Source organism: Paenibacillus sp. (assembly GCF_048976745.1).
Classification (GTDB): domain Bacteria; phylum Bacillota; class Bacilli; order Paenibacillales; family Paenibacillaceae; genus Paenibacillus.
The window spans coordinates 389,657-405,006 of record NZ_JBHGUU010000005.1 but is presented as its reverse complement, the minus strand read 5'-3'; the positions used below and the strand labels follow the sequence as shown (position 1 = coordinate 405,006).

13 protein-coding genes are annotated in these 15,350 nt (G+C 46.9%); 12 read left to right on the top strand and 1 reads right to left on the bottom strand.

Going from position 1 to position 15,350, the window contains the following annotated elements:
• Window positions 1-826: 826 nt before the first annotated feature.
• The 11 genes from ACE3K2_RS05595 (at window position 827) to ACE3K2_RS05545 (ending at window position 12,749) form a co-directional block, all read left to right on the top strand.
• Entirely contained in the window at window positions 827-1,216 is a 390-nt protein-coding gene (locus ACE3K2_RS05595; protein WP_105600873.1) for a GntR family transcriptional regulator, read from the top strand.
• On the top strand, window positions 1,209-2,111 hold the full coding sequence (locus ACE3K2_RS05590) for an ABC transporter ATP-binding protein (RefSeq protein WP_421887737.1): 903 nt from the start codon (window positions 1,209-1,211) through the stop codon (window positions 2,109-2,111). The genes ACE3K2_RS05595 and ACE3K2_RS05590 overlap by 8 nt, the downstream gene beginning before the upstream one ends.
• Window positions 2,086-4,110 carry a hypothetical protein gene (locus ACE3K2_RS05585; protein WP_421887734.1) on the top strand — a complete coding sequence of 675 codons (2,025 nt, stop codon included), beginning with the start codon at window positions 2,086-2,088 and terminating at the stop codon, window positions 4,108-4,110. Before ACE3K2_RS05590 ends, ACE3K2_RS05585 begins: the two co-directional genes overlap by 26 nt.
• 464 nt (window positions 4,111-4,574) lie before the next feature.
• Entirely contained in the window at window positions 4,575-5,510 is a 936-nt protein-coding gene (locus tag ACE3K2_RS05580; protein ID WP_421887731.1) for a hypothetical protein, read from the top strand.
• A gap of 80 nt (window positions 5,511-5,590) precedes the next feature.
• Window positions 5,591-6,616 carry an alpha/beta hydrolase gene (locus tag ACE3K2_RS05575; RefSeq protein ID WP_421887728.1) on the top strand — a complete coding sequence of 342 codons (1,026 nt, stop codon included), beginning with the start codon at window positions 5,591-5,593 and terminating at the stop codon, window positions 6,614-6,616.
• A 52-nt stretch (window positions 6,617-6,668) separates the two neighbouring features.
• Complete coding sequence (gene nikR / locus ACE3K2_RS05570; protein WP_421887726.1) at window positions 6,669-7,208, top strand: nickel-responsive transcriptional regulator NikR; 540 nt, start codon at window positions 6,669-6,671, stop codon at window positions 7,206-7,208.
• Window positions 7,209-7,491: 283 nt separating this feature from the next.
• The gene (locus ACE3K2_RS05565) at window positions 7,492-9,153 is read left to right on the top strand and encodes an ABC transporter substrate-binding protein (RefSeq protein WP_421887724.1); all 1,662 of its coding nucleotides are present in this window, start codon (window positions 7,492-7,494) and stop codon (window positions 9,151-9,153) included.
• Window positions 9,154-9,195: 42 nt separating this feature from the next.
• Window positions 9,196-10,191: an ABC transporter permease gene (locus ACE3K2_RS05560; protein ID WP_421887722.1), complete on the top strand. Its 996-nt coding sequence runs from the start codon at window positions 9,196-9,198 to the stop codon at window positions 10,189-10,191.
• Window positions 10,188-11,195, top strand: coding sequence for an ABC transporter permease (locus tag ACE3K2_RS05555; protein WP_421887720.1), 1,008 nt, complete (start codon window positions 10,188-10,190; stop codon window positions 11,193-11,195). Before ACE3K2_RS05560 ends, ACE3K2_RS05555 begins: the two co-directional genes overlap by 4 nt.
• Window positions 11,196-11,197: 2 nt before the next feature.
• The gene (locus ACE3K2_RS05550; protein WP_421887717.1) at window positions 11,198-12,154 is read left to right on the top strand and encodes an ABC transporter ATP-binding protein; all 957 of its coding nucleotides are present in this window, start codon (window positions 11,198-11,200) and stop codon (window positions 12,152-12,154) included.
• On the top strand, window positions 12,144-12,749 hold the full coding sequence (locus tag ACE3K2_RS05545) for an ABC transporter ATP-binding protein (RefSeq protein ID WP_421887714.1): 606 nt from the start codon (window positions 12,144-12,146) through the stop codon (window positions 12,747-12,749). Before ACE3K2_RS05550 ends, ACE3K2_RS05545 begins: the two co-directional genes overlap by 11 nt.
• A gap of 189 nt (window positions 12,750-12,938) precedes the next feature.
• Here ACE3K2_RS05545 and ACE3K2_RS05540 read toward each other — a convergent pair whose 3' ends face one another.
• Window positions 12,939-14,129, bottom strand: coding sequence for a MalY/PatB family protein (locus tag ACE3K2_RS05540; RefSeq protein WP_421887711.1), 1,191 nt, complete (start codon window positions 14,127-14,129; stop codon window positions 12,939-12,941).
• Window positions 14,130-14,537: 408 nt separating this feature from the next.
• Here ACE3K2_RS05540 and ACE3K2_RS05535 point away from each other — a divergent pair, with 408 nt between their 5' ends.
• The gene (locus ACE3K2_RS05535) at window positions 14,538-15,230 is read left to right on the top strand and encodes a stalk domain-containing protein (RefSeq protein ID WP_421887708.1); all 693 of its coding nucleotides are present in this window, start codon (window positions 14,538-14,540) and stop codon (window positions 15,228-15,230) included.
• The last annotated feature ends 120 nt before the right edge of the window (window positions 15,231-15,350 follow it).

Below are 15,350 nucleotides of genomic sequence, written 5' to 3'. Positions count from 1 at the left end.
CGAAGACTGCCCCGACCCAATCAACGCTAATCATATATCGATACCTTCGAATTTTAGACCAACAAATCCAATGAATAACAGGCCGATTCTACACTCGACCCCTGCATAGTAGCTCATTTATGCAAATTCATTTGTGCAAATCCGAACTTATAGCAAATATATAGTTTCGCTAACTCTATTTTAGCCGCCTGCTGAACAGCCAACTTCTGTGTAAAAAATAGATCTATAACGCAGCGCAACATATTTAACGCGTAACAGACCCAACCATCAATCAGGCTAAACCGGCACAAAAAAGTAATCAAGATACAGTGAATATTGAACAATAGTTCATCTCCATCATAACGGAAGGGGAAAGACCTGAACAACCTTTGCAATGTAATTCTATCAAAAGCGTCAAGCAAAGGTCTCGGGTAGGCGTACCACATCAAATAACCGCAACGTTTCAAGTAGGCGTATCAATTCAGGTAGTCATATCGCTTCAATAAGCCTGTGTCACCTAACCTCATGCGAATGTCACCTTGATCATGCCCCATCCTAAACCGAAGTGAACCTGCTCTCCAGCCCAAAACGATATGTCAAATATACCATATAGACTATCCTTCTTAACGTACTCCGTATAAAACCAGAAGTCAAAGTTAACAGTTGACAATTCGAATTAACTGTATTAATAATAGTAGTACAGTTAATACACCTAAGCGTTGAATACGTACAGTTGTACAGCTCAGGTAACGCCTTTTAACATCCAGATAACTACACATACACCTCAGATACAGTCATTATTTTAACCGATAAGTTATTTCACACATGTACAGAAAGGAGGTGCGGGATGTTCGAATTAGATGTACGCAGCCGTAAGGCGATCTACGAGCAACTGGTGGACAAAGTCAAAGAAATGATCGTATACGGTATTCTAAAGCCCGACGAGCAGCTTCCTTCCGTTCGTGCGTTATCCACGCAGCTGACTGTGAATCCAAATACGATTCAGAAAGCGTATCGCGAGCTTGAACGTGAAGGTTACATTTATTCTTTGCAGGGAAAAGGGAGCTTCGTATCATCGTCAGTGGAACATCCGAATGAAGCCATGAGAGATGAGATCAGAGAGTCTCTGGTGAAGTTGATTGCAGAAGCTTCGTATTCCGGTTTGACCAGAGCGGATATGACGCTTTTGTTTGAGGAAGCGATGGCCCGTATAGAGAAGGAGGAGCCTCATGATTGAGCTGAATCAAGTCGTCAAAGCATTTGAACAGGAAAAGGCAGTGGATGGCGTAACGATGCACATACATAAGGGATCGATCTATGGTTTGCTCGGTTCCAACGGGGCAGGCAAGACATCGCTGCTCAAAATGATAGCTGGCATTTACCGTCAGGATAGCGGGACTGTTCGTATTGAGGATGCTGAGATTTATGAAAATATGGAACTCAAAGGCCGCACCATTTTCATGGCAGATTCGCCCTACTTTTTTCCGCAATCTTCCATAACTCAGATGGCTGCATTTTATCGTTCCGTATATCCGCGCTGGAATGAGGAACGGTTCAAGCAACTGGCGACGGTGTTCAAATTGGACGTAAAACGCAAGCTGCATCGCATGTCCAAAGGCATGCGCCGTCAGGCAGCAGTATGGCTGGGACTTAGCTGTATGCCTGAAGTGCTGCTGATGGATGAGCCGATTGACGGCCTCGACCCGGTCATGCGCCAGCAGATCAAAAACCTGCTGTTCCAGGAAGCGGCTGAGCGTCAGGTAACCATCGTCATCTCGTCGCACAACTTGCGTGAGATCGAAGATCTGTGTGACCATGTGGCGATTATGCACAAAGGCCGAATTATTGTAGAGAAGGATCTCGATGATCTGAAGGCCGATACGCATAAAATCCAGGTTGCTTTCCGCCACCCCGACCATGCCAAAGCCATGGAGGAACAGATTGATATTTTGCACGAAGAGAAACGGGGAAGTGTATCCCTGTACATTGTCAAAGGCAACCGACAACAGGTAACGGATCAATTTCGTATACATGATCCATATCTGCTGGATGTACTGCCTCTGACGCTCGAAGAAATCTTTATCTACGAAATGGAGGACGCAGGGTATGATATTCAACCGATTGTTCTGTAACCGGGGCATCCTGATCCAAAATTTCAGACAACATGGATGGATCGGCATTTTGTACCTGATCACATTGTTGTTCTCACTTCCGTTATATATCGCTACCGAGTACAGGGACGTGCCACAGCAGATTACAAGTCTGTTTCAGGCTAATGGTGAAGTGCAGATTCTGTTCGCCATTACACTGCCTGTAGCGGCTGGTATCTTTCTTTTTCGGTATATTCAGTCTGGTGCGCCTTCAGATCTGTTCCATAGTTTGCCATTACGTCGTAAACATCTGTTAACGGTTAATCTGTTGACTGGATATGCCATGATCCTGCTTCCAATCTGGATTACAACTGCAATTACCGGCTGGGTATGGGCAGTATTGGATCAACCTGCTTTTCTGTTTGATGGCAGTACGATCTGGATGTGGGGCTTGAGCATGAGTATCTACTCGCTGTTTATGTTCATGCTAACTGTGGCAGTCGGGATGTGCATTGGTCAATCTGTATTGCAGGGGCTTACTGTGTACGCGCTTCTCTTGTTACCTGTTGTCGTGTGGTTCATTATGTCACTTCATCTCCAGCATTATTTGCTTGGATATCCGTACGATGAATTGGGACGTAATGCGGAAATGTCAATTGTTCTTCGCATGGCTTCAATCAGTTACTCTCCTATCACCAATGGAGAACTTATAATCTATTCGATATTCGCAATCCTGTTTATTCCTCTGACTTATATACTCTATGCGAGAAGACAGGTTGAATCTGCTACGCAAGCAGTTACGTTTACTCTAGTGAAACCTATATTCCGATTTGGTTTAATGTTTACGTTGGTTCTGATTGGCGGAGCTTACTTCACGCTTATTGCTCCTAGAGGATCAGCCGGATGGGGAATCTTCGGATATATCCTCGGTGGAATTGTAGGTTATATCGTTGCCGAGATGATTATTCGCAAAACATGGCTGATCTGGAGCAACAGGCTGCTGCCCAAGCTGATTCTGTATGGTATCGTCGCTGGTTTGGTATTGTACATCCCTATTGCCGACTGGAATGGATACGCTGCCCGAGTACCTGAACTGAACAAGGTTAAAAGTATTAAGCTTGGCGGAGAGCGTTACATCTACAGTAACGGTGTCAATCAGATAATGGATGACGGTCACCTCTATTCCAATGATCCGGAATACATGGGCGCAGTTATCGCTCTTCATCAAAAAATTGTGGATTCCGATCTTCCTATACTGAATGACCCAATCAATCCAGGTATGCGTAACGATGAGTATGTATTTATTAACTACAAGCTGGATAACGGCAAAGTGATGAAACGTAAATACTACATTCCAGAAGCCGAATTCCATCAGGAATTAATGGCTCTGAAACAGTCCCGAGATTACAAAAGAGTTGCCTTTGAAACGTATAAGCTGGAAGAAGATGCATTAAGTTTTGGCATTCGTTCTTCCACAAGTTCATACCGAAAGGTGTACATCAGCAATCCGGAGCAAGTCCGTGAGTTCAAGGAACTATTGAAACAGGACATTTTGGACCAGACCTATGAAGAACAGCGCTCTCCGTGGCAGTCTTTTGCTTACGCGGAGATGAATCAGGACTCTACTTCGAAAGATCCATTTCAACCGAGAGAGATGTGGAACTTTGAGATCAAACCTAGCTATGATCGGGTATTGGCTTGGCTGAAGGAGAACAAATTATACGATCAGTTGCTTGTCCAGGCAGATGAGATTGTCTCCGCTCAGTTTGCGAAGCAGGAGATTAACAGTCCGGGCTCGCTTCAGTGGGCGACTCCGCAGCCCGAATATATCGATGGGAGTGTAAGCATCAAGAAGCAGGTCGCAACCCAAAATAAAGAAATCATTAGCGATCTGCTCAAACGTCAACGGTCTGGTTATCTAACAGAGAAAGATACCATCTACCAGATTAAGTTGAATGTAACTCGTGGCGAGAACATCTACATGATGCTGAAAGAAGAAGATCTGACGGAGGAAATGAAAGCCATACTGGTCAATCAATAAGCTGAGTTGTATAAGTTGTTAACTATAAGCGGGAAGGGTTCTCCCGTTGATTGAAGGGTTAATATTAGACCAGGCAAATCAGACACGACTTGACCAGATACAGCGAATGGAATATATTAGAAAAAGGGAAGGTTCGAGCGACTTGATAATCAATCGAATCTCATATGGAACGGCTTATGAGGGAAGCACCCGTAAGAGCAGGCAAATGCCTGACTTGCGGGTGCTTTTTTTGTCGTTCGCTTATTTTGTTAGCGATTCTGCTAAACATTTTAGAAGAAAGGGTGTAGGGACAGATGCATACAGAAGCTTGGAAGGAAACAATAAATGAACAGGAGGCCATGGCATGTTGTTGTTCCCTATTGGAACGATCAAGCGAACATGACTTCTTAGATCATCATGGCTTGCTGGAAGAAAAGAAGGGGCGACAGCATATCGAAGATTTAGTTTTAGAAGATATAGCTCCAATGGAGACAAGTGTAGGTGCATCTCATGTTCTGACAGGATATTGTGGTAGTCACGTAATACGTCAAAATAAAGGCAAACCTGGTAAATTGCCATCGTTGACTCATCTTATTTTTGGTTCACGCCTACTTATAGGATTTGTGATTTTGTTCAGCGCAGGCATGATCTATTTTACTTCTTCAGCCGAGGCGGCGGGCATAGATCTTGGTGTAACCGCGCAGAAGGCCTGGGATTCCGTTTTGAACAAAGCTGATACCCAAACCAAGTTAACCTTGAAGCAAACATATGAGAAAGTAGGGGACTGGAAGGCTCAAGAGCAGGCTTGGGAACAAAAAATAAAGACACTTCATGCCGCCAATACCGCGGAATTGGAGCGATTACGTGTAGTAATAAGACAAACCGATGACGAGAAGATCGCAGCTCTAACTGAAAAGGTAAAACAAACTCAAGCCCGATATGAACCTCTATTCGCCCTCTATAGTTCAGTCAATCGACAGTTGGATGCAGCCAAAGCCATCAAAAATAAGGAATGGAGTGCAGCAATCCGTACGCAGGCCGACACATTGAGACCGGTTGTGCAGCTTGCCAGAGAAGACATTCGGATCAAGAAAAAAGAACTTGCTGAAGCACGTAAACGGAAGACCGCTGAGATAAAACGTTTAAGAGCTATGCTAGCAGGGGCTGACTCCGCGAAGAAACAGATTCAAACGGCTAAAAAACAGGCGAGTCTGGCGAAAGAACGATATTCGGGCGCATTGCAACAGTTCAAACAGAGTACAAAACAAGGCCAACCGTCACGTGTACTCAGCTCATTGAACACATTGGCTTCTGCAGCAGAGAAGTGGGCAAACACAAAACAAAATATTCATACACTGGAGCAAAAAGTATCCACTACATATGTGAAAGTCAGACAGGAAATTGCCAAAAGACCCAAATAAGAGGAAACCCGGTCCTCTCCGCAACGTACACAACTTTAGACGTAAAAACGCTTCGATGTTGATGGAACGAGGTGGAGTTATTGCAGTCCAAGTTGGAAACGAAACGTGAGAGGACAAAAGTTTTTAAACGTAAAAGGTACTGGATTCCCATCACAGTACTAATCTTGATTACAGGTTTTGTTGGGATTGGTGCTCAATTCACACCAAAAATAACGGTATTTTTATTAAAATCATTTATTGAGATTGCTAATCAAGATACGAACAGCAAGGACAGTATAATCTCCGAAGGCGTAACTCGTGTTGCGAATTTGCCCTATGCAGACAAAGGGCGTAATGACAGTACGCTGGATATCTATTATCCTTCCGTAACATCGGAACCTTTGCCTGTTGTGTTGTGGGTTCATGGCGGTGGATGGGTCTTGGGTGATAAAGAAGATATCGCAGATTATGCCGTACCATTAGCCAAACAGGGTTACGTTGTGGTTAGTATGAATTATGCGCTCGCACCGGATACAAAATATCCCATTCCCGTGATCCAGACGAATCAGGCTTTGACCTACGTGAAGAACCATGTCAGTGAGTATCAGGGTGACCCGGAAAACATATTTCTGGCAGGCAATTCGGCAGGTGCCCAGATTGCAAGTCAGACTGCGGCCGTGGTGACGAATCCATCTCTCGCCAAGCTCATGAATGTAATACCAGCTACCCAGCCGGAAGAGTTACGTGGGGTTCTTCTATTCTGTGGTCCTTACAATCTAAGTACGGTAGCAAATACAGGCTTCCCACTCATACGGACATTTGTCTGGTCATATACCGGAGTCAAAACATTCGAAGACTATCCACGTCTGCATGAAATGTCGACCGTGCTTCAGGCCACAGCAGCGTACCCGCCTGCATTTATTACCTCAGGCAATGATGACCCGTTGACCAGTCAATCAATTGAGCTGGCACAAGTCTTGAAGCGACTTGATGTTGAGGTGGAAACCTTGTTTTTCTCGAACTCGTCAGAGAAGCTGGGACATGATTATCAATTTGATCTGGAGACTGAAGCTGGTCAACAGGCGATACATTCAGCAGTACGATTCATGCAACAGTATAGTCGATGAGCAGACAAGTCTGTGGTACACTCTAAGCAAATGAGGGCGCAGGAGGAGAAGCATGGCAGACAAAGAAGATTTGACCCGGTTCGGGGTGGCGTTTCCGACACCTCTAATTGAGCAGTTTGACCAGTATATTGAGGAACAGGGATACAAAAACCGATCGGAGGCTTTCCGTGATCTTGTTCGCAAAACATTACTGCAACCCTCTGCACTGCAATCCGATCAGGATGTGGCTGGCACCATTGTGATGGTCTATGATCACCATATCAGTGATCTTCCCATTCGCCTGATGGAGCTCCAGCATGTGGCGCATCATGATATCATCTCGAATATGCATGTACACCTGAACCATGACCAATGCCTGGAGGTTATTGCAGTACGGGGGAACCTGGGACGATTGCGTCATCTGCATCAACAGATTCAGGTGCAAAAAGGGGTACTGTATGCGGAGTTGTCTGTAACTTATGTGGATGAACTCAATAAACTGGCTCATGCTCAGATTCTTGATCAAGATGACAATCCGGATCAAAGTCTGGATCACAATCACAGTGCGGGTCAGCATGGTCACAGTCATCATCACCATCGCTCTGCAGATTAAGATGAATATGAGTGTAACTAAACATATAGTGAACCTAAAAAACAGACCATTGGTTAGATGCCAATCGTCTGTTTTTTTGTTTTATTGTTATAATACCTAACTTTATATAGCGCAACAATTGACCGTTCATATAAATTTTCAATGATAGATTCAAATATATGAAAAAAATTGGATTTCGAAGTTAACTTTATTGACATGTGTTTAAGTTTTTGTGCTACAATTTCTCTAAAAAGTAACACGCAACAAGTGAGTGCAGCACAACTTTAGAGGGGGAACGACCAGAATGGGTAGATTTTCATGGAGATGGGGAAAACGAAATGTTAGAACAGGATTAGGCATCCTGCTTATATGTTCCATTGGATTAACTGGTTGTGCACAGGGCGCAGCGCCGACAGCATCATCATCAGCAGAGAACGAACAACCGGGGACGACCCCCACCAAAGACGAATTGGTGCTGGCTGTGGGCACCGAGCCGGAAGGTGGATTTGATCCGACAACTGGATGGGGCCAATATGGTTCGCCACTTTTTCAGAGTACCTTGCTGAAGCGGGATGCCAAGTTGCAACTGGTTAACGATCTGGCAACTGCATACTCCGTTAGTGAAGATGGGCTGACCTGGACGGTTACACTTCGGAACGATGTAAAATTCTCTGATGGTGAGCCGCTTACGGCTGAAGATGTAAAATTTACGTTTGATACGGCTGCTCAGAGTGGGTCCGTGATTGATCTGACCAATATGGCTGATGTGCAGGCACCCGATGACAGCACGGTCGTATTTACATTGAAATCGCCGCAGTCTACATTCATCAGTCTGCTGACAACCCTTGGCATTGTGCCTGAACACGCCTATGGCGCTGATTATGCGGAGCATCCGGTCGGTTCGGGACCGTACAAACTGGTTCAGTGGGACAAAGGACAACAGGCCATCGTTGAAGCAAATGAAGAATATTACGGTAACAAGTCTGCATTCCATAAACTCACCTTCCTCTATCTGGATGAAGATGCGGCCTATGCCGCTGCACAGGCAGGTACGGTGGATATCGCTGCGATCCCGGCAGCGTTTAGCAAACAACAGGTGAATGGCATGACATTAGAGGCTGTAAAAACCGTAGATAACCGGGGCATCATGTTCCCGATGCAGCCTGCTGGTGCCAAGTCTGGCGATGGGCTTCCCGCAGGAAATGATGTGACATCCGATCTGGCGATTCGCCAAGCGGTGAATGTTGTGATTGATCGTAAGGCTTTGGTGGAGGGTGTACTGGAAGGGTACGGTCGCCCAGCGTATTCCGTCAGTGATGATCTGCCTTGGAGCAATGCAGAAGCTGTATTTACGGATGCCAATCTCGAAGAAGCGAAGCGCATTCTGGCGTCTGGTGGCTGGGTAGATGCAGATGGTGATGGTATCGTCGAGAAAAACGGCATGAAGGCCGAGTTCAATCTGCTTTATTTTGCAGGTGATTTAACAAGACAATCTCTCGCGTTAGCTACTGCGGATATGGTTGCCCAGGCGGGAATTAAAATCAATGTGGAAGGCAAAAGTCGTGAAGAGACGAAAAAGATGGCTTACTCCAACGCTGTATTATTTGGTTGGGGAAGTCATGACCCACTCGAAACCTATAATCTCTATAGCAGTACCCACAAGGGAGAAGGATATTACAATGTAGGACTGTATAGCAATCCTGTCGTGGATTCATGGATGGAGAAGGCCCTTCAGGCCACCAGTGAGGAAGAGGCTTTACCCTTCTGGCAGAAAGCGGAATGGGATGGAACAACAGGTTTCAGTTATCAGGGGGATGCACCTTGGGCGTGGCTCGTAAATATAGATCATCTGTATCTGGTTACGAATGGACTAAACATTGGCGAGCAGCAGATCCATCCCCATGGTCACGGCTGGCCGGTGACATCCAATCTGGAGGAATGGTCCTGGGATAACAGCACGAAATAAGAAGCACAGCGGTAGCTTTAGCCTGAATTGGGGAGAGATTGGATGACGGGCAGGAATGGATGGGCCAGATTTGTTGGTTTTAAAGTGTTGCGACTTGTATCTCTATTGGTTGGAGTCAGTGTGTTGTCTTTTATATTAATGCAATTTTCTCCTGTGGACCCGATCGAAGCTTATATTGGTGGAGACATGATCAGGGTAAGTGCCGAACAGCGCAGTTTAATCGAAGAACGTTGGGGATTGAATGAATCTCCCATGGAACGATTGCTGACCTGGGGACAAGCGCTGATTCAGGGAGATCTGGGAACTTCGATGATCTACAGACAGCCTGTAGCGGATATTATCAAGGAACGGTTCATGAATTCTGTCGCGCTTATGGCTGTAGCTTGGATATTATCTGGCATTATTGGTTTCACTCTTGGTGTAGTTGCTGCCATGAGACGGGGTTCGAAGCTGGATCGCCTGATCTGCTGGTATTGTTATACGCTGGCCTCCACGCCGGTATTCTGGATTGCGCTGTTGCTGCTGATGGTATTTGGGGTGTGGCTCGGATGGCTCCCGGTTGGCCTTGGAGTACCCGCAGGCATGTCGGCTGATCAGGTGACCTGGGGAGATCGGGCTATTCATATGATTCTGCCAGCGTTAACCCTCAGTTTGACCGGGGTAGCTTCCATCGCTTTGCATACCCGTCAAAAGCTTACGGATGTGCTGGAGTCAGATTATATTCTGTTTGCCAGAGCACGGGGTGAGCGTGGATTTCAGCTGTTCCGTCGACATGGGTTCAGACATGTTGTTTTGCCAGCAATCACGCTGCAGTTTGCTTCGTTCAGTGAACTGTTCGGCGGGGCTGTGCTGGCGGAGCAGGTATTTTCATATCCTGGGCTGGGTCAGGCAACGGTTCAGGCTGGGTTGCGCGGTGATGTTCCACTGCTGCTTGGACTTGTGATGTGCAGTGCAATTTTTGTTTTTACAGGTAATATGGTGGCTGACATTCTGTATCGCTTGATCGACCCGCGGATGAAGGAGGAGTTGATGTCATGAAACAGACGATTGAACGCTCCTCTGAGCAGATGACAGAAACATCCCAAGTACCAAAAGTGAAAACTGCGACTCAAGAGGTAAGGCTCAACATTAATCCGGGGTTACTACAAGCTGAGACTGGAAAAGGAACAGGAACAACACGTCAAACAAGAAAAGGTTATGCGGGTGCCAGAGACCAAAATTTCCGCAATCCTCGCCAAAGAGCGGTAATCTGGGGAAGCCTTGCGATGATCTGGATTGTCCTCGTGTGGTTGACGGGCAGGCTGCTACCCGCTGGTTCTACCCTAACCTCATTAATGGATCGGAATCTGGATCCAACCTGGGCGTATCCATTTGGCACAGATTGGCTCGGAAGAGATATGTTCATGCGTACGTTAAAAGGATTGGCAACCAGCATTCAAGTGGGATTACTTGCTGCTTGTGGTGGCGGATTAATCGCAATGTTATTGGGTTTGGCTGCCGCTTCAAGCAAGGCTGCTGACCGGGTAATCTCATGGATTATCGACCTGTTCCTGAGTGTACCTCATCTGGTATCGCTGGTTATGCTGGCCTTTGTATTTGGGGGAGGTTTGGCAGGAGTGGCGGCAGCGATTGCGCTGACTCACTGGCCGAATCTGGCCCGGATTGTACGAGCGGAGATGATTCAACTGAAATCCGCAGAATACATTCAGATTTCACATAAGTTAGGTCAATCGCGGTTACAAATTGCGGTGCAGCATATGCTGCCACATCTGGTCCCGCAACTGTTTGTGGGCGTGCTGCTAATCTTTCCCCATGCGATTCTGCATGAGGCAGCCATTACGTTTCTGGGGCTGGGGTTGTCCCCGCAACAACCGGCCATTGGCATTATTTTGTCAGAGTCGATGAGATATTTATCTGCTGGCATGTGGTGGCTCGCCTTTTTCCCGGGACTGTCATTGTTGCTGGTTGTTCGTGCGTTTGATGTATTGGGCAACAGTCTCAAGACGTTGACGGGTACAGGGAATTCAAGGGAGGTGCGGTGAATATGGCTCTGCTTGATATTGAGGGAGTGTCGGTGTCATTTCGGCGCGCTCGCGGCTGGTTTGGACACGAACAGACGTATGTCATTCAGAATCTGGATCTTTCCATAAACGAGGGCGAGATTGTGGCTGTTGTAGGTGCAAGCGGATCAGGTAAAAGTGTGCTGGCGCAGGCCATCATGGGCATTTTGCCTGCCAATGCCAGGTTGGAAGGCAGCATTAGCTACAATAGCGAGCCTTTGACCCCGGAGCGGCAGCTTCAACTGCGTGGAGACAAACTGATGTTGATTCCACAATCCGTCAGTTATTTGGACCCACTGATGAAGGTGGGGAGACAAGTTCAGCCGGTAAGCCGGGATGTGGGACGCAAGCGCAGATTCATGAATCGATCCCATGTGAAAAAGACGGAGCAGGAGCTGATGGAGCGGTATCATCTACCTCGGGGAACAGTTGGGAAATACCCGTTTGAGTTGTCCGGAGGTATGGCGAGGCGGGTGTTGATGGCGACAGCGACCTCAGGCCAGCCCAAGCTGATCATTGCCGATGAGCCGACACCAGGCATTCATCCCGAAGTGCTGGCCGAGACGATGAAGCAATTCCGCGAACTCGCAGATCAAGGCGCAGGCATTTTATGGATTACCCATGATGTCACAACTGCCCTGACGGCAGCCGATCGTATCACTGTTTTTTATGCGGGTGCCAATGTGGAGACAGCGCAGGTGGATGATTTTGCGGGAATTGGAGAACGCCTGCGTCACCCTTATACGAAAGCCCTCTGGAATGCGTTACCGCAGAATGGTTTTCAGCCACTTCCAGGCTCACAGCCGTTGGCAGGTCAAGAGATCACGACAGGATGTTCTTTTGCTCCCCGATGTAGCGCAGCAACCGCCGCATGTACCCAAGAACGTCCTCAGCTTCGTAAGATGCGGGGCGGAGAAGTGAGGTGTTTCCATGTCACTTGAAGCGCAGGATGTAAGTTACCGTTATAATCAGACATCGTGGGTGTTTCAGCAGGTGAATATGCAGATACAACAAGGCGAAGTCGTTGGCTTATGGGGGCCGAGTGGCTGTGGGAAAACAAGCCTTGGGCGGATCCTTGCAGGATATGCGGAACCCGTGGCAGGGCAAGTATTTCTGGATGGAGAACCACTCCCTCGTACAGGAGTCTGTCCGGTTCAACTGGTGTTCCAGCACCCGGAGAAAGCTGTGAATCCACGCTGGCGGATGCGTCGTGTACTCCAGGAGGCGGCTGTGCAGGATGAGCAGTTGCTCGAAGCATTGGGTATTCAGCAGACTTGGTTGGACCGCAGACCTGGTGAATTATCCGGTGGAGAGCTGCAACGTTTCTGTGTGGCGCGAGCACTCGGTACATCGACACGTTATGTGATCGCAGATGAAATGACAACGATGCTGGATGCAATAACGCAGGCACAGATCTGGCATACCGTGATGGAAGTGGCTCGCCAGCGTGATCTGGGGTTACTGATTATAAGCCATGATCGGGATTTGCTGAACAGGTTGTGCGACAGGATTACACCGATGCCGATGTTACTGTAACTTTAGTTATGTTTTGAATAATTATTAAATGGATTGAATACAAAAAAAAGGTGCCCTTGTGCAGTCATTGACCATGAATGTGAGTCATGGACTTGACTACGGGGCACCTCTTTTCCGTTTTGACCAATATTCTTCATTTATCGAACAGTACACATTCTGTTCACAACGCACATCCATGTAACTGACAGCTTATTTGTCCGACATATTGCTTAGCAACACAGATAATCTTCGCATGGCCTCTTCCACCGTGGAACGTGGACAGGCTACATTAATACGCATGAACCCTGTACCTTCTGTTCCAAAGGAGCTCCCGTCATTGAAAGCAAGTCCTGCTTCATGAAGCAGCATGTTGCATAGTTGTGCATGTGGGATATTCAGCTCCCGGAAATCCATCCATAACAGATAGGTTGCTTCAGGCAAATGCATTTTGATCTTTGGCATATGTTCCGCAACATATTGCTGAACATACGCCATATTTCCGCGGATATATGCAAGACACTCATCCAGCCATTCTTCGGCTCCATTGTACGCAGCTTCGGTTGCAACAGCCCCCAGTGTGCTGATACCGGCAAGTCCCATCGTTTTCACACCTTGCGCGAATGATTCCCGTAATTTTTCATTAGGAATGATGATATTGGATGTGCAGAGGCCAGGAATATTGAACGTTTTGCTTGGAGCCGTACAGATGATACTTAGATCAGAGACGGCGTCCGAGATCAGGGTGAGCGGTGTATGAGCTCCGCGCTGGTGAACAAGATCGGCATGGATTTCATCTGAAACCATCAGTACGTTATATTGAACACACAGCGTCGTAAGCTTTTCAAGTTCCTCGCGAGTCCATACACGTCCAACCGGATTATGAGGACTGCACAGAATGAGCATTTTGACCCGACCGGTCTGGAAGCTGGATTCCAGTTGTGCCAGATCCATCGTGTAATGACCATTGTTCTCCACCAAAGGATTGGTGATCAGTTCACGGCCTTGACCACGTACGACTTCATAGAAGGGAGCATACACCGGAGTCTGGATGACCACTGCATCCCCCGGTTCTGTGAATCGTTGTACAGCAATACTTAGCGCGGGCACAATACCGGGAGTGAATACGATCCAGTCATCGTTAATTTTCCAGTTGTGGCGCCGTTCCATCCAGCCTGTAACAGCTGCATGATACGCCTCAGTCCGTACTGTATAACCAAAAATTCCGTGCTCCATCCGTGTTTTCAGGGCCTGAATAACGGAAGGTGGAGCAGCAAAATCCATATCGGCTACCCACATCGGAAGCGCATCAGCAACGCCGAAAATCTCCTCAAGTGCATCCCATTTCTCTGATCCGGTTGAGATCCGGTTAATAGACTGATCAAATGTACTGTTATTATTCATCGTAATAAATCCCCCTTGAATTCCGTTCCCTCGACCACAATTGACAAATAATTATCTTATATATCAGTTCATTTCGCAACTGTTGTACGTGCAAGTAGAACTTCATATGTATGGTCCGGAATTCAGGACTTTATTCATATAAGAACAACTTAACGAGCCAGAGAAGAGCAGGCATACAACAAAGACTATTTTTGTACGCCCGTGGTCCTGTTTTGTTCATATATCGTTTACAACCTCTTGTCAGATGTTATTATATTGCTAACATTTGGTGGGAGCAACGGGCTGTTATCCGAATAAGCTTGTACCCATACATGATGAGCATAACGATATGAGTCTTTGGCGTAAATCGTGCGATCGTTTTAATCGTATTATGTAAAAGGCTGACATTTGAACTCAGGAGGCAATAGGATGAAAAACAAGAAGTGGTTGATTACTGCGAGTGTGTTCGGCATGGTGTTGACCGGATCGGCAGGCGTATATGCAGGTACACAACTGGAGACGATCAAAGCTTATCTGAACCATGGACTCGCCATCGAAGTGAACGGACAGAAATTCATACCGACAGGTGACCAGGGCAAAAAGCTTGCGCCAATTACATATCAGGGCAGTACATATCTTCCCGTTCGTTCGATTGCGGATGCACTGAAGACCGAAGTGAAGTATGATTCCCAGAACAATAAAGTGAGCATCGGCTCCTCAAGCTCCTCCGGTGGGTCGACATCCACAGGCAACAGCGGTTCAACATCACCCTCAACAGGCACGAACACACAGGCTGAGGGTGTGAAGTCCAAGTATCTGCCAGCAGATTTCCCATTACCGAAGGATGCGAAGGCGACAAGTCTCGTTGAGAGCAATGTAGACGGCGACAATAAAAAAGTAGTGCTCACGTATACAACCAAAGAAACATTGCTAACCGTTGGAACATCCTACAAAGACTACTACCAGACCAAAAACTTGACTCAGAATACTCAGGATATACAGGCAGACGGCTTCAGCATCGTGGGTCGTGAAGATGGTAAATATGCCGTAACGATCACGGGTTCTGTGTCTGCGACCAACAACGATCTGAATGAAATTACCGTGGTGTGGGGTGAAGAGTAAGCAACGACTATAACCACACGCCCACATATTATCCTGCTTGAGTGGTTCAAAGTATAATGATCCGTATTCTTCTGTTTTTAAAAGCTAGTGCCAAAAGCCGCCCGTTGAAATCGTAACAGA